Origin of the sequence: uncultured Methylobacterium sp. (assembly GCF_964244095.1) — a bacterium.
Taxonomy (GTDB): Bacteria; Pseudomonadota; Alphaproteobacteria; order Rhizobiales; family Beijerinckiaceae; genus Methylobacterium.
Window position 1 is genome coordinate 1 of the sequence record NZ_CAXTHR010000102.1, and the last position, 16,065, is coordinate 16,065.

Consider the following 16,065-nt stretch of genomic DNA (forward strand, 5'->3'; position numbering starts at 1 on the left):
CGGCCGGACGCGATCCTCGTCAACGAGGGCGCCAACACCCTCGATCTCGCCCGCGGCGTCATCGACATGTACCAGCCGCGCAAGCGCCTCGACGTCGGCACCTGGGGCATCATGGGCATCGGCATGGGCTTTGCCGTCGGCGCCGCCGTCGAGACCGGCAAGCCGGTGCTCGCGATCGAGGGCGACAGCGCCTTCGGCTTCTCCGGCATGGAGGTCGAGACCATCTGCCGGTACGACCTGCCGGTGTGCATCGTGGTGTTCAACAACAACGGCATCTACCGCGGCACCGACGTGAACCCGACCGGCGCCGCCGACGCCGCGCCGACCGTGTTCGTCAAGGACGCGCGCTACGACAAGATGATGGAGGCCTTCGGCGGCGTCGGCGTCAACGCGACGACGCCGGACGAATTGCGGATCGCCGTGAACGCGGCGATGGATTCCGGCAGGCCGACACTGATCAACGCGGTGATCGACCCCGCCGCCGGCACCGAGAGCGGCAACATCGGCAGCCTCAACCCGCAGAGCACCGTGAAGAGGAAGTGATGCGAGCCCGGACGGAGGCGCAGCAGCCGTCCTGGTGCCGTCATGCCGCCGCGCCCGGCACCGGGGCGGCGGCATGATCGACCTCCATCTCGCCGGCCGGATCGCGTTCGCGCATCGGCTGCCGACGCTGGCGGCGCTGCCGCCGGGTCGGCACGCGCTCGGGCTGTTTGCCGAGCGCGACGCGCTGCTCCACGTTCCGCGGGGCCTCGATCCGAGGCGCCCGACGCCCCTCGTGGTGCTGTTCCACGGCGGCGGCGGCAGCGCGGAGAAGATCCTGCCGATGCTGGAGGCGCACGCGGAGGCCCGGCGCTTCCTGCTGCTCGCGCCGCAATCGCTGTTCCCGACCTGGGACGTCGTCATCGCGGGGCACGGGCCGGACCGCGAGCGCCTGGAGACCGCGCTCGCCGCGGTCGCGTCGCGCTTCCTGCTCGATCCGACGCACCTCGCCTTCGCGGGCCATTCCGACGGCGGGAGCTACACGCTGTCCTCGGGCCTCACGAACGGGGATTTCGTCACCCACATGATCGTCTCGTCGGCGGGTTTCCTGACGGTGCAGGTCCAGACCGGCGCGCCGCGGATCTTCGTCTCGCACGGCACCCGCGACGAGCAGATCGCCGTCGGCCACGGCGGTCGCAGCCATGCGGCGCGCCTGCGGCAGGCGGGCTACGACATCACCTACGTCGAGTACGATGGGCCGCACGCCTACGATCCGTCGGTGGTGGTGCGTGCGGTGGACTTCTTCCTCGACGACCCAGCGACGCCCGCCTAGAGCATGTTCCATGATTCCTGAGTCACGGAAAATGCTCTAAGTCTCTGTGTGGTCGCATCGTCTTCACTCGAGCCGGCATCCACCTCGCTGGAAAATGCTCCAACGCAGCGCCCGTTCACGCCGGCGAGGCGACGCCCGCCGGGCCGGGGACGAGCCCGTCGTCCCGCGGCCCGCCCGCCTCGGCGAGCAGCGCGAGGACAAGGTCGCTCTGCGACACGATCCCGACGAGGCACTCGTCCGGGCCGACCACTGGCAGGTGATGCAGGCCGAGGCGCGACATCTCCAGCACCACCTCGCCGATCGGCGTCTCCGGGCGGAGCCGCGCGACCGAGGCCGTCATGATGTCCTCGACGCAGCCGTGGGGCGCGCGGCCGCGCGCCGCGGTCAGGCGCAGGCGTCGCCCGAGGCCGAGGTGCGGCCCGCGCCCGTCCCAGGCCGCCTTGTCGAGGAGGTCGGTCTGCGTGACGATGCCGAGCACCTGCGCGCGCTCGTCGGTCACCGGCAGCACCTTGATGCGGTGGCGCCGCAGGAGGGCCAGCGCCTCCGTCAGCGGGGCCTGCGGCGCGATCGCGATCACGTCGCGCGACATGATCGCGGCGCAGGTGGCGGCGCCCGAGCGGCGCCGGTAGGAGCGCCGCTGCGCCTGCCGCAGGATGGCTTCGAGGTCGCCGCGCCCGATATCGAGCAGGTGGTCGAAATCCTTGAGCGCGGCATCGAGATCGCCCGAGGTCACGCCGATCCCGGCGGCGAGAGTGGGATCGGCCGGGCGGTGATCCGGCACCCCGGCGGCGCCGGGATGGGGATAGGGCCGACCGGTGAGGTTGTTAAACAGGAGCGCGGCGGTCAGCAGCAGCAGCGAGTTCGCAGCCACCGGCCAGACGACGAAGCCGTAGCCGAGGTCGCGGATCGCGGGGCCGCCGAGGACGGCCGTCAGCGCCACCGCGCCGCTCGGCGGGTGGACGCAGCGCAACGCCATCATCAGGACGATCGCGCCGCCGACGGCGAGGCCAGCGCCGAGGACGGGATCATGGACGGTCGCGGCGACGCTCACCCCGACCGTGGCGGCGACGAGGTTCCCGCCGACGATCGACCAGGGCTGCGCCAGCGGGCTCGCGGGCACCGCGAACAGGAGCACGGCGGACGCGCCCATCGGCGCGATCAGCAGGGGGAGCGTGGTGTCGGCGCCCAGCGCCAGGGCGCCGAGCGCGCCGGTCGCGAGGATGCCGAGCATCGCGCCGCACGCTGAGCGCAGGCGCTCCCGGGCACTGAGCGGCGTCGCATCCGGAACGAATCGGCGCCAGATGGCGTGCATGGGTCTGCTCGGCCTCGCGTCCAAGCGTCAGCGCGCGAAGCGGCCCAAGGTTCGCGGAAAACACCGCGCGGACGAAACGAGCCCGCGGGGCAGCGGGCCGAACCCGAGCGCGGGGCGCGGATCGTCCCGCGGGCCCCCACCGCTCCCAACCGGGGGTCGGGAGCGGCGGGGTTCCGGCATCAGACAGCCTTGGCCTGGTGCAGTTCCTCGATCTGCTGCTGGGTGTAGCCGAGGTCCTGGAGCACCGCGTCGGTGTGCTCGCCCAGGAGCGGCGAGGCCTTGATCTCGACCGCCATGTCCGAGAACTTGATCGGGCTTCCGACGGTCAGGTACGAGCCGAGCTGCGGATGGGCGACCTCGACCACCGTGCCGCTGGCGCGCAGCGACGGATCGACCGAGAGCTCCTTCATCGACATCACCGGCGCGCAGGGGATGTCGAACTTGCGCAGGATGTCGACCGCCTCGAACTTGGTCTTGTCGGCGAGCCACTCCTCGATCGTGCCGAAGATGTCCATGATCTTGTCCTGGCGGGCGCGCGCGGTGTTGTAGGCCGGATCGTCGATCCATTCCTCGCGGCCGATCGCCTTGCAGATCGGCGCCCAGGCATGGCCCTGGATCGTGAAGTAGATGTAGGCGTTCGGATCGGTCTCCCAGCCCTTGCACTTCAGCACCCAGCCGGGCTGGCCGCCGCCGCCGGCATTGCCGCCGCGGGGCACGACATCGCTGAATTCGCCATGCGGGTATTGCGGGTATTCCTCAAGGAAGCCCAGGGCGTCGAGCCGCTGCTGGTCGCGCAGCTTGACGCGGCAGAGGTTGAGCACCGAATCCTGCATCGACACGGCGACCTTCTGGCCCTTGCCGGTCTTGTTCTTCTGGTGGAGCGCCGTGAGGATGCCGATGGCCAGGTGCATGCCGGTGTTAGAATCACCCAGCGCCGCGGCGCTGACGGTGGGCGGCCCGTCCCAGAAGCCGGTGGTCGAGGCGGCGCCGCCCGCGCATTGCGCGACGTTCTCGTAGACCTTCAGGTCCTCGTAATGGTGGCCGTCGGAGAAGCCCTTCACCGAGGCGACGATCATGCCCGGGTTGAGCTGGTTGATCCGCGGCCAGGAGAAGCCCATGCGATCGAGCGCGCCGGGGCCGAAATTCTCCACGAGCACGTCGGATTCGGCGATCAGCTTCTCCAGCACCTGCTTGCCCTCGGGCGTCTTGGTGTCGAGGGTCAGCGAGCGCTTGTTCGAGTTCAGCATCGTGAAGTAGAGCGCGTCCGCGCCCTCGACGTGGCGAAGCTGGTTGCGGGTGACGTCGCCGGAACCGGGACGCTCGACCTTGATCACGTCGGCGCCGAACCAAGCCAGCAACTGCGTGCAGGCCGGACCCGCCTGCACGTGGGTGAAATCGATGATCTTGATCCCTTCAAGCGGCTTGCTCATCGTCGGCTTTCCCTCTCTCGCGTTGGAAAATCTACGGCGCCTGCCATCGTGCGGCGCCGCACCCGGCCATCGGGCGCTCGGTCCTTCTATGGAACCTCAATGCCCGACGGAATTCGTCTCGGATTCCAGCTCTCGGAGGCGGCGGCGCATCTGCCGCTCCTCGTTCCACCGGTCCGTCTCGTCTCGGATCACCGCGGTGATCCCGGTGACCTTGTGGTCGGCGTTAAACAGCAGGCCGACGGTGAAGGCGATCGACAGGGCGCGCCCGTCCTTGTGCAGCGCCGGAACCCGAAGCACGTCGCTGCCGTAGCGGGTGACGCCGGTCTGCATCGTCTTGAGATAGCCGTCCCAGTGCCTCTGCCGATGGCGGTCGGGCGTGATCAGGTCGAGCGAGCGGCCGAGGGCTTCGGCCTGCGTGAACCCGAAGATCCGCTCGGCCGCGGCATTCCATACGACAATCGCGCCTTCCTCATCCGAAACCACCACGGCATCGCCGACGTTGGACACCAGTTGCGCGAAGTCGATGTCATGCGGCATGCACGGTGCCCGTCGATCCATTGGGGGCCGCCCATCGGGCTCGTCCCGGGGTCGCGAACCGCGGGCCGGCATCCACTCGCTTCCTGCAATGGTATTTGGTATGCCAATGGTGGATTCGCGTCAAGGGCGGAGCCTGGGCCGCGCGTCCGTTCCATGCCGGGCTGAAGGGCGCGTCACGGCGCGCACGATCGCGCCGGCAAGGGGAGGGCGGCCATGGCGTCGGGGCCGAGCATCACGATCACGCAGGTCGATGATTACGTGTTCACGGTCGATTTCGGCAAGGGCCTGCCCGGCCTGCAGGTCGACGAGGCCGAGCCGATCGGCGGCGGGGCGGGGCCGTTCCCCGAGCAGTTGCTCGTGGCCGGCGTCGCCAACTGCCTCTGCGCCAGCCTCGTCTTCGCGCTGGGCAAGTTCCGGCAGGACGGCAAGGGCGTTGCGGCCGAGGCCGCCTGCCGCGTGGAGCGCAACGCGGCCGGGCGCCTCAGAATCGTCGGCATCGACGTGCGGATCTCGCTCGGCGCGGCCGCGGCCGACCTGCCGCGGATCGACCGGGTGCTGGCGCAGTTCGAGCCGTTCTGTACCGTGTCGGAGAGCGTGCAGAGCGGCATCCCCGTCGCGGTCTCGGTTCACGACGGCGACGGCACGCGCCTGAAATAGCGCGCCCGAGGATCGGTGCGGCGGGCACCCGACGGTGTTCGGGTACGCTCCGGAGACGAGGACATCCCATGCAGGACGACGGGACGGAACGGGCGCGGGCCCCGGAGGCGCTGGCCCGCCTGTTCAACCAGCGGGCGAATGCGGGCGACGTCGAGGGTCTCGTCGCGCTCTACGAGCCCGGCGCCGTGCTCGCCGCGGGCCGGATCGTGGCCACGGGGCACGCCGAGATCCGGGCCTTCTACGCCGACCTGCTGTCGCGCCGCTCCACGTTCCCGCCGGCCGAGGCGTTGCCGCCGCTGCGCAACGGGCCCATCGCCATGACCTTCGCCCGGCTGCCGAACGGCACCGTCTCGGTGGAGACCGCCCGCGAGCAGGGGGACGGGACGTGGCTCTGGGTCATCGACCAGTTGAAGATCAAGCCGCCGGCCGAGGGCGTCGAGGCGCCGCAACGCCCCCACGATCAGGTCCGGTAGTAGTCCCGGAACCAGGCCACGAACCGCGCGACGCCGACCTCGATCGGCGTCGCGGGCGAAAAGCCGACGGCAGCGGCGAGGTCCTCGACGTCGGCGCAGGTCGCGGGCACGTCGCCCGCCTGCATCGGCAGCATCGCCTTGACCGCCTTCCGCCCGAGGCAATCCTCCAGCACCGCGATCAGCCGCAGGAGCTGCACCGGCCGGTTGTTGCCGATGTTGTAGAGCCGGTAGGGCGCCGTGCTCGTGCCGGGATCGGGGCGGGCCCCGTCCCAGTCCGGGTTCGGCCGGGCGATGCGGTCGCCGATCCGCACGACGCCGTCGGCGACGTCGTCGACATAGGTGAAGTCGCGCTGCATCCGCCCGTGGTTGAACACCGCGATCGGCTCGCCGGCCAGGATCGCCTTCGTGAACAGGAACAGCGCCATGTCGGGCCGGTACCACGGCCCGTAGACGGTGAAGAAGCGCAGGCCCGTGGTCGGCAGTCCGTAGAGGTGGCTGTAGGAATGGGCGAACAGCTCGTTCGCCTTCTTGGTCGCCGCATAGAGGCTGACCGGGTGGTCGACGTTGTCGTGGACCGAGAACGGCATCTTGGTGAGCGCGCCGTAGACCGAGCTCGACGAGGCGTAGACGAGGTGTTCGCAGCCGTGATGGCGGCAGCCTTCGAGGATGTTGAGGAACCCGTCGACGTTGCTGCTCGCATAGGCGCTCGGGTTCGTCAGCGAGTAGCGCACGCCCGCCTGCGCGGCCAGATGCACCACGAGCGGGAACCGGTGCCGGGCAAACACCGCCGCGACGGCGCCGGCGTCGGCGATGTCGAGGCGCACGAAGCGGAAGTTCGGGTGAGCTTCGAGCCGTGCGAGCCGCGCTCGCTTCAGGCCGACGTCGTAGTAGTCGTTCAGGTTGTCGATGCCGATCACCGTCCGGCCGGCCGCGAGGTAACGCTCGGCGACGTGCAGGCCGATGAAGCCGGCAGCCCCCGTGACCAGTACCGGACCCATCCTCGCCCTCCGCATCCCGCCCCGCCCAGTACGCCGCCGCACGCGGTTGGCAAAGGCTGCCGTTCAGGTCCGGATTCGTCGCGGCGGGAAGGCGGGGAACATGCGGCAGCCCCGGTCGCCACCGGCGGCACGGTCCGCAAACGCGATCCGCGGCGCGATGACGAGCGCGGCTATCCGTTTGTCGGGCATTGCGGATTTCCTGGATAGCTGCGGAACCGCCGGGTCGGGGCGCCGTTCCTGGACACGTGCCGACCGATGCAACGGGCAGCGGTTTCGCGCACTGCGAGGGTCTGCCCTCGCAGAACGACCCGAGGATTTCGAGCCATGAAGAAAGCGTTCCTGATCGCCGCGTCGCTGACCTTGATGTCGGCGACCGCCTTCGCGCAGGGCAATGCTCCGTACAACGCGTCCGGTTCGCAGGCCGGCGGACCGCGGGGCGGCATGGAGCGTTCCATGGGTACGTCCGGCGGTGCGCCGGGCATGACGCCGGGGATGCGTCCCGGCATGCGTTCGATGTCGAAGCCGATGATGCGCCATCAGCGCCGCGGCCGGATGATGCAGCACCGTCGTCACCGCATGTGATCGGGCCGACGTTCGGACGAGGGCCGTCCCGCCGGCGCGGGGCGGCCTTTCTCGTTGCGGCCATCGGCCGGCACTTCCATGCCCGGCCACGATCGTTCGGCGCCGGGTCCCGCGCAGGCGCGAAGCGATCCCGAGCGGCCGCGCGCCGACCGCATCGGTCAGGCCGACGCGCAAGGTTAACACGCCGGTAACCCCGGATGCGGACAAGAGCACGCGCGGTCGCGGCGCAGCCCTGCTCATCCACGCCCGGCCGTCCGCGGAGGGCAAATCCCGATGGCACCCGGTTACGTGATCGCCCTCTGCCTCGAAGGCGCCGGCGCGGTCGGCTTCGGCATCGGCCTGTGGGCACGGTACGTCGAGCGGCGGGCCAGGGCCGCGGAGCTCGCCCGCTTCCTGCGCTCCGGCCAGACCGGCGATCCCGTGCCGGCCCGGACGCGCCCCGTTCCGATGCCCCGGCCTGCGCCGCCGACCCGTATCAGGACGGCGGCGACGCCGGCCGTCAGGGTCGATCCCTCCGATGCGCTGCTGGCCCTCCGGAGCGCCTACGCCGTGCCGACGGGTTAGAGCATTTTCCAGCGAGGTGGATGCCGGCTCGCGTAAAGAAAAAGCGCCCACACAAGGAGTTAGAGCGTTTTCCGTGATCTGAAGATCATGGAAAACGCTCTAGCGGCTCCCAGTCGCATTCGCCCGCGTCATCGGGACCGCACGGCCTCGGATCGTCTTGCCCCCGGCCGTTCGAAGCCCCCCGCACGCCACCCGAGACGGTCGTCTCAGACTTCGGTCGGGGATCGCCCCGCGGTTCCTCCGAAGCGGACGCGACGATCGGTCGACGCCGGTCCCACCGCGCCGACCTGCCCGCCGGCCGCCGGAACCCGGGCCGAACCCCAGCCGTTACCGCCACGGGTTTCGACAGCCTTCCGAGCCGTCCGATCGGCGCGTGCCACAGACGGGCAGGCGGACTCTTTTCACGTGCGGCCCGGCCTTCGTCCTGGCGGTCGCGCCCGCCTACCCGGAGTGCCGAGATGCGCAACCTCCTCCTCCTCCTCATCCTGCTTGCCGGCGGCTTCGTGCTGGTCGCGATGTACGTCGCGCCGAACCAGCCCGGGCTGCGGACGTGGTACCGCGACAATGCCTGCGTGCATCTCGACAAGGTGAGTCCGCAGATCTGTGCCCCGATCCGCCAAGCCGACGGACCGGACCGGACCTGACGTGCCGGTGAGCACGCTCCGCCGCGCCCGCGACTGGATGTTCCGCGACCGGATCACGGGGGCGATCACGATCGGCCAATGGCCGAACCTGCCGCTGTGGCTGTTCCTCGGGCTCGCCGCAGCACGTTGGCTCCTCGACCCGCCGGGGTCGGCCGGCTCGGCCCTGCGGATCGCGGCGGGGGTCGTGCTCGGGTGGTGGGCCGCCGACGAGGTGTTGCGCGGCGTCAACCCCTGGCGCCGCATCCTCGGCGGCGCGGTTCTCGCCGGGCTCGTCCTGACCGGTCTGCGCACGGTCGCAGCCGGCGGAGGCAACGTCTGAGGACGCGGGAAACGCGGATCGCGCGATCGGCGATTTTTACGCTGGGCGGCGACGGGGTGATTGCGCCCGCGGCCGTTTCCACCGCATATCATCGTGACCAACGGGTCCGTCCGCGGCCGCGCGTCCGAATCCGTTCGCAGACAGGCAAGTCGGGCGATGGTGGGCGATGATGGATGTGGGACCTCTACGGTCGATGCCGGACGGCGCAGGCTCTTCCGAACGGCTCTGCATGCTGCGCCGGATCGCGGCGGCGCTTGATAGGCCGATCTCGGACTTCTATCGCCTTGAGCGCATGACGTCCGCATCGGACACGCCGTCGGCGGCGGAATGCGACCGGATGCTGGCGGCCTTCCTGCGGGTGACGGATCCCGAGGTCCGAATCCGCATCGTCGACCTGATGCGCGCCCACGCCGGCAACTGAGGGCGGGAAACGGGTTCAGAGTTCGGCCGAATCCCGTGACAGCTCGGCCCGCAGGAGGCGGGCGGCTTCCAGGAGCGCCCCATCACGCCGCCGCCGCGGCCGGGCGAGGTCGATCCGGACCTCCGCGGCCACACGGCCGGGCTTGCCGGCGAGCACCACCACGCGGTCGGCGAGCGTCACCGCCTCGTCGATGTCGTGGGTGACGAACAACACCGTCTTGCCGGTCTCCGCCTGGATGCGCTGCACCTCGTCCTGCAGGCCCTCGCGGGTGAAGCTGTCGAGCGCCGAGAACGGTTCGTCCATCAGCAACACCTCCGGGTCGACCGCCAGCGCGCGCGCGATGGCGACGCGCTGGCGCTGGCCGCCGGAAAGCTGGTGCGGCCAGCGCCGGCCGAGGTCGGCGAGGCCGACGCGCTTCAGCATCGCAGCCGCCTTCGCCCGGCGCTCCGCCCGCGACAGGCCGCCGCCTTCGAGCCCGAACGCTACGTTGTCGACGACCCGCCGCCACGGCAGCAGCCGCGCGTCCTGGAACACCAGCGCCATCGGCGTGCGGCAACCGGGTCGGACGCTGAGTTCGACCGTGCCGGTACTCGGCGCCGCCAGCCCGATCAAGACCCGCAGCAGGGTCGACTTGCCGACCCCGGACTCGCCGACGATCACCACGAATTCACCGCGCATGACGGTGAGGTCGAGGTTCGACAGGATGACGTTGCGCGTGCCGTCCCGCTCGTAGGCGAGGCCGAGGCCGCGGAATGCGATGATGGCGTCGGTCATCGCTCAGGCTCGCCAGCGCAGGAGCCGGCCCTGGAGGGCGACGAAGGCGGAGTCGAACAGGCCGTAGAGGCCGGCCATGGTGAGCATGTAGACCACGACGATGTCGGTGGAGAGCAGGCTCGACGCCTGCATCATCCGCTGCCCGACGCCGGGCACGCCGAAGATCTCGGCGGCGACCACCGCCATCCACGCTTGGCCGAGCGCGGTGCGGACGCCCACGAGGATGCCGGGGGTGGCCGCCGGCAGCAGGATCTTGGCAAGCCGTGCGAGCGGGGAACGGAAGCCGAAGGCTTGCGCCACCTCGATCAGGTCGCGATCGACGCCGCGCACGGCCCCTTGGGTCGCGAAGAACACGATCCAGAACACCCCGATCGCGATGATGAACACGGCGGCCGAGGGCTCGACGCCGAACCAGATGATCGCGAACGGCACCCAGGCGAGGCCGGGGATCGGGCGCAGCAGCCGCACCACCCAGGCGGTCGCGGCCTCGAAGCCCCGCGACATGCCGGCGACGAGCCCCAGCGCGATGCCGGCGCCCGCGCCCGCGAGCAGGCCGACGAGGTAGTGGCTTAGGCTCGAGGCCACCGCCTCGAACCAGATGCCGAGCGCGATCTCGCGCAGGAACGCCGCCGGGATCGTGCTGGGCGGCGGCAGGAAGGCGGGGTTGATCAGGCCGAGGCGCGGCGCCGCCTCCCAGACCAGCAGGAAGGCGGCAAGCCCCGCCGCGGCCAGCAGGATCGAACGGAGAAAGCTCAGCGCGCGACAGCCTTCTCGTAGAAGCCCGGCACGAACAGGCCGTCGATCGGCACGTCCTTGTCCAGCGTCCCGATGCTGACCTGGTAGGCCTGCATAGCCTTCGTCGCCGCGATGATGGTCCGCGGGTCGGCGGTGAACTTCGTAGCCGGCGAGGACAGCGCCTTCCGGATCGTCGCGAGGTCGGTGATGCCCTTGCCGAGCGCCTTCTCGACGGGCGGCGCGGCCCGGTCCGGGTCGGTCTTGAGAAGGTCGGTCGCCTTCACCAGCGCCTCGACGAGGCCCTGGACGGCGGCCGGGTTGCCGTCGGCGAAGGCGCCGGAGACGGCCACCACCGTGCCGGGCTGGTCGGGGAACATCTCGCCGCCGGTGGCGATCAGGGTCATCGCGGGGTTGCGCTGACGGACGATGGTCAACGCCGGCTCACGGATCGAGGCGCCCTCGACGGCGCCGGCGAGCAACGCCTGCTGCGTCGCGTCGATGCCCATGGCGACGATCTCGGCATGGGCCGTATCGGTCTTCACCACCTGCCACAGCCAGTGCTGGAGCGTGGTGTTCGGCACCGAGCCCGGCGGCTGCGTCGCGAGGCGGGCCGCACGTCCCTCCTTCTCGCGGTAGCGGCGCAGCGCCTCGGCCTTGTCGGCGGTGCCCGCGAAGTACGGGCTGAGCTTGGGACCCGCCACGAACACCATCTCCTCGATCGCGGTCGCGGCGACCACGCGCACGTCGATGTTCTTGCTGCGGGCGACTGCCAGCGGCGCGATGCCGGCGACATAGACGTCGATCGTGCCCGAGGCGAGCGCCTGGATCATGTTCGGCCCGGACTCGAAGGTGGTGAAGGCGGGCTTCAGCCCGGCCGCCTCCAGCCAACCCTCGCCGTTGGCGACGAAGATCGGCGCCGCGCCGATCACCGGGATCACGCCGATGCGCAGCGGGACCGGCGCGGCCTGCGCCGGCGCGGTCGACGCGCCGAGGAGCAGCAGCGCCGCGGAGAGGATTGTCCGGCGGTGTGGGAGCGGGCGCATGGGCTCGGGCATTCCGGGCTCGGAGAGGTCGGGGTTCGGCCGTCCCCATGCCACAGGCGGAGGAAAGATCAAATGTCGCCGCCCGGCCGGGGGCCCAGGTCGGGGGGTATCGCCGCGGCGCAAGCGGAAGCCGTCTCATGTGCGTCGATCCGAGACGAAGTCGGCCTTCGGCCGGAGACCGGCATGCACGCGATCGACGGGTCCAGCACGACGGCTACGGGCCCGAATCGCGAGCGGTTATCGCATCCGCGGGCGCATTCGGAGCGGAACAGGCCGGGCCCGCTCCCGTTGTCACGCGACTGCGGCGTCCGCGGTATCGATTGAGGGAGTATTCCGATGAGCCTGCTCGGCAGCATCGTCAGCAAGGTCCTGCACCCGTTCGGCGGAGCCTCGTCCGCGGCCGCGCCCGCCGCCTCGAGTGCGGGCGGCTCCGGCAGCCCGGCGGCGGACGCCGCGCCGGCCGGCACCACCGCCAAGGGCGAGCCCGTCGATGTCGAGGCGGTGCTGAACGGCATGGCGGCAAAGAACGGGCAGACGCTGAACTGGCGCACCTCGATCGTCGACCTGATGAAGCTCCTCGACCTCGATTCGAGCCTGACCGCGCGCAAGCAGCTCGCCGACGAGCTGCATTACACCGGCGACAAGGACGATTCGGCGTCCATGAACGTCTGGCTCCACAAGCAGGTGGTCAAGAAGCTCGAGGAGAACGGCGGCAAGGTGCCGGCCGATCTCAAGGACTGATCGCCTCGCGATCGCGACGAAGCCCGGCGGCCACGCCGGGCTTTTTCGTGCGCGGTCGCATGTGGGTCGCGCCTACCTGCCCGTCCGCACACGCGTCCACAGCCGGGTGACGAAGCGTTGGGTGCGGTCGTCCCAGGCCGTGTTGACCGAGAGGCGCTGCATCGTCGCGTCGTCCGGGTAGATCCCGGGGTTGGCCAGGATATCCGGCTTCACCAGCTTCCGCGCCGGCAGGTTGCCGCTGGCATACGAGACGAAGTTGGTGTTGGCCGCCGCCACCTCCGGGCGCAGCATGTAGTCGATGAAGGCCAGGGCCTCGGCCGCGTGCGGGGCGTCCTTCGGGATCGCGAAGGCGTCGAACCACATCAGCGTGCCCTCCTTCGGGATGACGTACCCGATCTCGACGCCGTTCCTGGCCTCCTCGGCCCGCTTCCTGGCCTGCAGCACGTCGCCGGAATAGCCGACCGCGACGCAGACGTCGCCGTTGGCGAGCGACTGGATGTATTCCGAGGAATGGAACTTCCGCACCGTGCCGCGCACCTTGTAGAGCGCGTCGGCGACCTGGGTGATGTCCTCCCAGCGTTTCGAATCGCTCTTCAGTCCCAGCGTCGGCAACAGGCTCGGGATCAGGTCCTCGGGGCTGTCGAGCATCATGATCCCGCAATCCTTCAGCTTGTTCGCCGCCGCCGGGTTGAGGACGAGGTTCCAGGTGTTGAGCGCCGCGCCCGCGCCGAGGCGCTCGCGCACCAAGCCGAGGTTGAGCCCGAGGCCGGTGGTGCCCCACATGTAGTCGACGGCGTAGGCGTTGCCCGGATCGTAGGTGCCGAGCCGCCCGGCGATCTCCGGCCAGACGTTGCCGAGGTTCTTCAGCTTGCCCTTGTCGAGGGGCAGGAACGCGCCGGCCTTGATCAGCCGCTGCAGGAACGGGCCCGAGGGCACGACCACGTCGTAGCCCGAGCGGCCGGCGAGCAGCTTGGTCTCCAGGATCTCGTTGTTATCGTAGGTGTCGTAGACGACCTTGATACCGGTCTCGCGGGTGAAGGCGTCGAGCACCTTCGGGTCGATGTAGTCCGACCAGTTGTAGATGTTGACGACCCGCTCCGGCCCTTCCGCCCGCGCCGGCCCGCCCGGGAGGACGCATCCGAGCAGGACGCCGAGCAGGACACCGCTGCCGAGGGCTGCCGCCCTCACCGGGCGATCCGCGCGGCGACGACGACGATCTCCACCAGAAACTCGTCCCCGCAGAGCCTGGCCTCGACGGTGGCGCGCCCCGGCGGGTTGTCCTTCGAGACCCAGGCGTCCCAGGCCGCGTTCATCTCGGAGAAGGTCGCGATGTCGGCGAGATAGATCGTCGCCATCAAGATATGCTCCTTGCCGCTGCCGGCCGCCGCCAGCAGCCGCTCGATCTGGCCGAGGATCGCCTGCGTCTGCGCGGCGACGCCGGTCCCCACCGTGTCGGCGGCGACCTGACCGGCGAGGTACACCGTGTCGCCGTGGACGACAGCTTGCGCCATGCGCGCGCCCGGTTCGATCCGCTCGATCGTCATGTCGCGTCACCCCTCCAGAGCATTTTCCAGCGAGGTGGATGCCGGCTCGCGTGAAGAAAATGCGACCACATAATAAGTCGGAGCATTTTTCGTGATCCGAAGATCATGGAAAACGCTCTAGCCGGCGCCGGTCCGTCCTCGACCGCGCCCCGGTTCTGCCGCCGCGAAGGCCCCCGCGTAAAGGGCGGATCGCGCCGGATGCGGGCGCCGGCGCGATTAAAGGCGGCGGTTGGCGTGAAACCGGGGCAACCCCTTCCGGGTCCGGGCGTTCAGAAGGCATTCGATATCAAGCTCAGGGGTTTGTCGTGGGTATCATCTGGACCATCATCATCGGCTTCCTCGCCGGCATCGTCGCGAAGTTCATCATGCCCGGCGGCAACGAGCCCTCGGGCTTCATCCTCACCACCATCCTCGGCATCGTCGGCGCCTTCGTCGCGACCTTCCTCGGTCAGGCGCTCGGCTGGTACGGGCCGAACCAGGGCGCAGGGTTCGTCGGCGCGGTCGTCGGCGCGATCGTGGTGCTGGCCATCTACGGCTTCATCGCCGGCCGCACCCGCAGCACCACGCTCTGAGCCTTCCACATCACGGATCGACGAAGAAAGGGGCGCCTCGCGGCGCCCCTTTCTTCGTCCGGGTCCAGGGAAGCTTAGAGGTGCTCGGAGGCCGCCTTCATCGCGCAGTGCCCGGTGGCGCCGCGGATGGCGAGACCGACGCCGACGACGAGTGCCGCGAGGCTCAGCCACTTGTTCGGCCGGGGCTGGGCGGCAGCGGCCGCGATGCCGAGGCCGAGCGCCACCGACACCGCCCGCTCGGTGGTGGAGAGGTTCGGCTTGCTGCTGAAGATGTCGTGGATCATCTCGTTTGCCATGTCGTCTCGCTCCGATCTCGGTGACGGTCGCGGGGCGAACGCGGGTCAGGGGCCGGCGTTCCCGGTAGCGGGCGCCGTGGCGCACCCGCAACGAAAAGGCGCGGCCCCGAGGGGACCGCGCCTTCCGTCACGTCAACACTTGATCTTTTCGTGGTGATCAGTCGTTCGACTGGCGGCGCTCGCCGCGGCTGCTGCGCTCGCTCCGCTCGCCGCGGGGCGCGCGCTCCTCGTCGGCGCCGCCGCGCTCGGCCTTGAGCTTCTCGGTGATGTCCTCGCCGGTCTGCTGATCGACGACCTTCATCGACAGGCGGATCTTGCCGCGGTCGTCCTGGCCGAGGAACTTGACCTTGACCTTGTCGCCCTCCTTGACGACGTCGGTCACCTTGGCGACCCGCTGGGCGGCGAGTTCCGAGATGTGGACCAAGCCGTCCTTGGCGCCGAAGAAGTTCACGAAGGCGCCGAACTCCATCGTCTTCACGACGGTGCCCTCGTAGATCATGCCCGGCTCGGCTTCCGCCACGATCGAGCGAATCCAGTTGTAGGCCGCTTTGATCGCCTTGCCGTCGGCGGACGCGATCTTCACGGTGCCGCTGTCGTCGATGTTGATCTTGGCGCCGGTCTTCTCGACGATCTCGCGGATCACCTTGCCGCCGGTGCCGATCACCTCCCGGATCTTGTCGGTGGGGATCTGCATGGTCTCGATGCGCGGCGCGTACTCGCCGAGCTCGGGCCGCGCGGCGGTGAGGGCTTTGGCCATCTCCACGAGGATGTGGGCGCGACCGTCCCTCGCCTGGTCCAGCGCCACCCGCATGATCTCCTCGGTGATGCCGGCGATCTTGATGTCCATCTGGAGCGAGGTGATGCCCTCGTCCGTGCCGGCCACCTTGAAGTCCATGTCGCCGAGATGGTCCTCGTCGCCGAGGATGTCGGACAGCACGGCGTAGCGTGTCCCCTCGAGGATCAGCCCCATGGCGATGCCGGCCACGGGGCGCCGCAGCGGCACGCCCGCATCCATCAGCGACAGCGAGCCGCCGCAGACCGAGGCCATCGACGACGAGCCGTTCGACTCGGTGATCTCGGACACGACGCGGACCGTGTACGGGAACTCGTG

At 70.0% G+C, this 16,065-nt stretch carries 22 protein-coding genes; 11 read left to right on the forward strand and 11 right to left on the reverse strand.

What is annotated here, in order from left to right; genetic code table 11:
* Positions 1 to 543, forward strand: a 543-nt coding sequence (locus ACFE86_RS15460; RefSeq protein ID WP_375456215.1) for a thiamine pyrophosphate-dependent enzyme, incomplete at its 5' end; no start/stop codon positions are given.
* A 73-nt stretch (positions 544 to 616) separates the two neighbouring features.
* The gene (locus ACFE86_RS15465; protein ID WP_375456216.1) at positions 617 to 1,312 is read left to right on the forward strand and encodes an alpha/beta hydrolase; all 696 of its coding nucleotides are present in this window, start codon (positions 617 to 619) and stop codon (positions 1,310 to 1,312) included.
* A 115-nt stretch (positions 1,313 to 1,427) separates the two neighbouring features.
* On the opposite strand, the gene ACFE86_RS15470 is transcribed toward ACFE86_RS15465, so the two are convergent.
* The 3 genes from ACFE86_RS15470 to ACFE86_RS15480 form a co-directional block, all read right to left on the reverse strand.
* Entirely contained in the window at positions 1,428 to 2,624 is a 1,197-nt protein-coding gene (locus ACFE86_RS15470) for an HPP family protein (protein WP_375456217.1), read from the reverse strand.
* A 179-nt stretch (positions 2,625 to 2,803) separates the two neighbouring features.
* The gene (gene frc, locus ACFE86_RS15475; protein WP_375456218.1) at positions 2,804 to 4,054 is read right to left on the reverse strand and encodes a formyl-CoA transferase; all 1,251 of its coding nucleotides are present in this window, start codon (positions 4,052 to 4,054) and stop codon (positions 2,804 to 2,806) included.
* Positions 4,055 to 4,150: 96 nt separating this feature from the next.
* A complete protein-coding gene (locus tag ACFE86_RS15480) occupies positions 4,151 to 4,591 on the reverse strand; it encodes a PAS domain-containing protein (RefSeq protein ID WP_375456234.1) in 441 nt (146 codons plus the stop codon).
* Positions 4,592 to 4,804: 213 nt separating this feature from the next.
* Between ACFE86_RS15480 and ACFE86_RS15485 the strand changes: the two genes are divergently transcribed.
* On the forward strand, positions 4,805 to 5,248 hold the full coding sequence (locus ACFE86_RS15485; protein WP_375456219.1) for an OsmC family protein: 444 nt from the start codon (positions 4,805 to 4,807) through the stop codon (positions 5,246 to 5,248).
* Between the two features lie 68 nt (positions 5,249 to 5,316).
* Entirely contained in the window at positions 5,317 to 5,721 is a 405-nt protein-coding gene (locus tag ACFE86_RS15490) for a YybH family protein (RefSeq protein ID WP_375456220.1), read from the forward strand.
* Here ACFE86_RS15490 and ACFE86_RS15495 read toward each other — a convergent pair.
* On the reverse strand, positions 5,709 to 6,719 hold the full coding sequence (locus tag ACFE86_RS15495) for an NAD-dependent epimerase (RefSeq protein WP_375456221.1): 1,011 nt from the start codon (positions 6,717 to 6,719) through the stop codon (positions 5,709 to 5,711). The genes ACFE86_RS15490 and ACFE86_RS15495 overlap by 13 nt on opposite strands.
* Before the next feature lie 324 nt (positions 6,720 to 7,043).
* Here ACFE86_RS15495 and ACFE86_RS15500 point away from each other — a divergent pair, with 324 nt between their 5' ends.
* The 5 genes from ACFE86_RS15500 to ACFE86_RS15520 all read left to right on the forward strand — a co-directional run bounded on the left by ACFE86_RS15500 (position 7,044) and on the right by ACFE86_RS15520 (position 9,249).
* Positions 7,044 to 7,301: a hypothetical protein gene (locus ACFE86_RS15500; RefSeq protein ID WP_375456222.1), complete on the forward strand. Its 258-nt coding sequence runs from the start codon at positions 7,044 to 7,046 to the stop codon at positions 7,299 to 7,301.
* Positions 7,302 to 7,574: 273 nt separating this feature from the next.
* On the forward strand, positions 7,575 to 7,865 hold the full coding sequence (locus ACFE86_RS15505) for a hypothetical protein (RefSeq protein ID WP_375456223.1): 291 nt from the start codon (positions 7,575 to 7,577) through the stop codon (positions 7,863 to 7,865).
* A gap of 458 nt (positions 7,866 to 8,323) precedes the next feature.
* The gene (locus tag ACFE86_RS15510; RefSeq protein ID WP_375456224.1) at positions 8,324 to 8,509 is read left to right on the forward strand and encodes a hypothetical protein; all 186 of its coding nucleotides are present in this window, start codon (positions 8,324 to 8,326) and stop codon (positions 8,507 to 8,509) included.
* 37 nt (positions 8,510 to 8,546) lie between these two features.
* On the forward strand, positions 8,547 to 8,828 hold the full coding sequence (locus ACFE86_RS15515; protein ID WP_375456235.1) for a hypothetical protein: 282 nt from the start codon (positions 8,547 to 8,549) through the stop codon (positions 8,826 to 8,828).
* Positions 8,829 to 9,057: 229 nt separating this feature from the next.
* Positions 9,058 to 9,249, forward strand: a complete 192-nt coding sequence (locus ACFE86_RS15520) for a hypothetical protein (RefSeq protein WP_375456225.1) — start codon at positions 9,058 to 9,060, stop codon at positions 9,247 to 9,249.
* A gap of 15 nt (positions 9,250 to 9,264) precedes the next feature.
* Here the strand turns inward: ACFE86_RS15520 and ACFE86_RS15525 are convergent, their stop codons facing one another.
* The 3 genes from ACFE86_RS15525 to ACFE86_RS15535 are packed head-to-tail and all read right to left on the reverse strand — an operon-like array spanning position 9,265 to position 11,801.
* Positions 9,265 to 10,023 (reverse strand): ABC transporter ATP-binding protein, encoded by a 759-nt coding sequence (locus ACFE86_RS15525; RefSeq protein WP_375456226.1) that lies wholly within the window; start codon positions 10,021 to 10,023, stop codon positions 9,265 to 9,267.
* A 3-nt stretch (positions 10,024 to 10,026) separates the two neighbouring features.
* On the reverse strand, positions 10,027 to 10,779 hold the full coding sequence (locus ACFE86_RS15530) for an ABC transporter permease (RefSeq protein WP_375456236.1): 753 nt from the start codon (positions 10,777 to 10,779) through the stop codon (positions 10,027 to 10,029).
* The gene (locus ACFE86_RS15535) at positions 10,776 to 11,801 is read right to left on the reverse strand and encodes an ABC transporter substrate-binding protein (RefSeq protein ID WP_375456227.1); all 1,026 of its coding nucleotides are present in this window, start codon (positions 11,799 to 11,801) and stop codon (positions 10,776 to 10,778) included. Before ACFE86_RS15535 ends, ACFE86_RS15530 begins: the two co-directional genes overlap by 4 nt.
* 336 nt (positions 11,802 to 12,137) lie before the next feature.
* On the opposite strand from ACFE86_RS15535, the gene ACFE86_RS15540 reads away from it, so the two are divergent.
* The gene (locus ACFE86_RS15540) at positions 12,138 to 12,542 is read left to right on the forward strand and encodes a DUF3597 domain-containing protein (RefSeq protein WP_375456228.1); all 405 of its coding nucleotides are present in this window, start codon (positions 12,138 to 12,140) and stop codon (positions 12,540 to 12,542) included.
* A 72-nt stretch (positions 12,543 to 12,614) separates the two neighbouring features.
* On the opposite strand, the gene ACFE86_RS15545 is transcribed toward ACFE86_RS15540, so the two are convergent.
* Positions 12,615 to 13,730: a polyamine ABC transporter substrate-binding protein gene (locus ACFE86_RS15545; protein ID WP_375456229.1), complete on the reverse strand. Its 1,116-nt coding sequence runs from the start codon at positions 13,728 to 13,730 to the stop codon at positions 12,615 to 12,617.
* Positions 13,727 to 14,086, reverse strand: coding sequence for a RidA family protein (locus tag ACFE86_RS15550; RefSeq protein ID WP_375456230.1), 360 nt, complete (start codon positions 14,084 to 14,086; stop codon positions 13,727 to 13,729). Before ACFE86_RS15550 ends, ACFE86_RS15545 begins: the two co-directional genes overlap by 4 nt.
* Before the next feature lie 305 nt (positions 14,087 to 14,391).
* Here ACFE86_RS15550 and ACFE86_RS15555 point away from each other — a divergent pair, with 305 nt between their 5' ends.
* Complete coding sequence (locus ACFE86_RS15555) at positions 14,392 to 14,658, forward strand: GlsB/YeaQ/YmgE family stress response membrane protein (RefSeq protein ID WP_375456231.1); 267 nt, start codon at positions 14,392 to 14,394, stop codon at positions 14,656 to 14,658.
* A gap of 74 nt (positions 14,659 to 14,732) precedes the next feature.
* Here ACFE86_RS15555 and ACFE86_RS15560 read toward each other — a convergent pair whose 3' ends face one another.
* Both ACFE86_RS15560 and ACFE86_RS15565 read right to left on the reverse strand, forming a co-directional pair.
* Entirely contained in the window at positions 14,733 to 14,954 is a 222-nt protein-coding gene (locus tag ACFE86_RS15560) for a YgaP-like transmembrane domain (protein ID WP_375456232.1), read from the reverse strand.
* A gap of 157 nt (positions 14,955 to 15,111) precedes the next feature.
* Positions 15,112 to 16,065, reverse strand: a 954-nt coding sequence (locus ACFE86_RS15565; RefSeq protein ID WP_375456233.1) for a S1 RNA-binding domain-containing protein, incomplete at its 5' end; no start/stop codon positions are given.

Bases quoted from the DNA above. Each gene is read 5' to 3' on its own strand.
- ACFE86_RS15465 (WP_375456216.1), top strand. From the start codon at position 617: ATGATCGACCTCCATCTCGCCGGCCGGATCGCGTTCGCGCATCGGCTG.
- ACFE86_RS15470 (WP_375456217.1), bottom strand. From the start codon at position 2,624: ATGCACGCCATCTGGCGCCGATTCGTTCCGGATGCGACGCCGCTCAGT.
- frc (WP_375456218.1), bottom strand. From the start codon at position 4,054: ATGAGCAAGCCGCTTGAAGGGATCAAGATCATCGATTTCACCCACGTG.
- ACFE86_RS15480 (WP_375456234.1), bottom strand. From the start codon at position 4,591: ATGCCGCATGACATCGACTTCGCGCAACTGGTGTCCAACGTCGGCGAT.
- ACFE86_RS15485 (WP_375456219.1), top strand. From the start codon at position 4,805: ATGGCGTCGGGGCCGAGCATCACGATCACGCAGGTCGATGATTACGTG.
- ACFE86_RS15490 (WP_375456220.1), top strand. From the start codon at position 5,317: ATGCAGGACGACGGGACGGAACGGGCGCGGGCCCCGGAGGCGCTGGCC.
- ACFE86_RS15495 (WP_375456221.1), bottom strand. From the start codon at position 6,719: ATGGGTCCGGTACTGGTCACGGGGGCTGCCGGCTTCATCGGCCTGCAC.
- ACFE86_RS15500 (WP_375456222.1), top strand. From the start codon at position 7,044: ATGAAGAAAGCGTTCCTGATCGCCGCGTCGCTGACCTTGATGTCGGCG.
- ACFE86_RS15505 (WP_375456223.1), top strand. From the start codon at position 7,575: ATGGCACCCGGTTACGTGATCGCCCTCTGCCTCGAAGGCGCCGGCGCG.
- ACFE86_RS15510 (WP_375456224.1), top strand. From the start codon at position 8,324: ATGCGCAACCTCCTCCTCCTCCTCATCCTGCTTGCCGGCGGCTTCGTG.
- ACFE86_RS15515 (WP_375456235.1), top strand. From the start codon at position 8,547: ATGTTCCGCGACCGGATCACGGGGGCGATCACGATCGGCCAATGGCCG.
- ACFE86_RS15520 (WP_375456225.1), top strand. From the start codon at position 9,058: ATGCTGCGCCGGATCGCGGCGGCGCTTGATAGGCCGATCTCGGACTTC.
- ACFE86_RS15525 (WP_375456226.1), bottom strand. From the start codon at position 10,023: ATGACCGACGCCATCATCGCATTCCGCGGCCTCGGCCTCGCCTACGAG.
- ACFE86_RS15535 (WP_375456227.1), bottom strand. From the start codon at position 11,801: ATGCGCCCGCTCCCACACCGCCGGACAATCCTCTCCGCGGCGCTGCTG.
- ACFE86_RS15540 (WP_375456228.1), top strand. From the start codon at position 12,138: ATGAGCCTGCTCGGCAGCATCGTCAGCAAGGTCCTGCACCCGTTCGGC.
- ACFE86_RS15550 (WP_375456230.1), bottom strand. From the start codon at position 14,086: ATGACGATCGAGCGGATCGAACCGGGCGCGCGCATGGCGCAAGCTGTC.
- ACFE86_RS15560 (WP_375456232.1), bottom strand. From the start codon at position 14,954: ATGGCAAACGAGATGATCCACGACATCTTCAGCAGCAAGCCGAACCTC.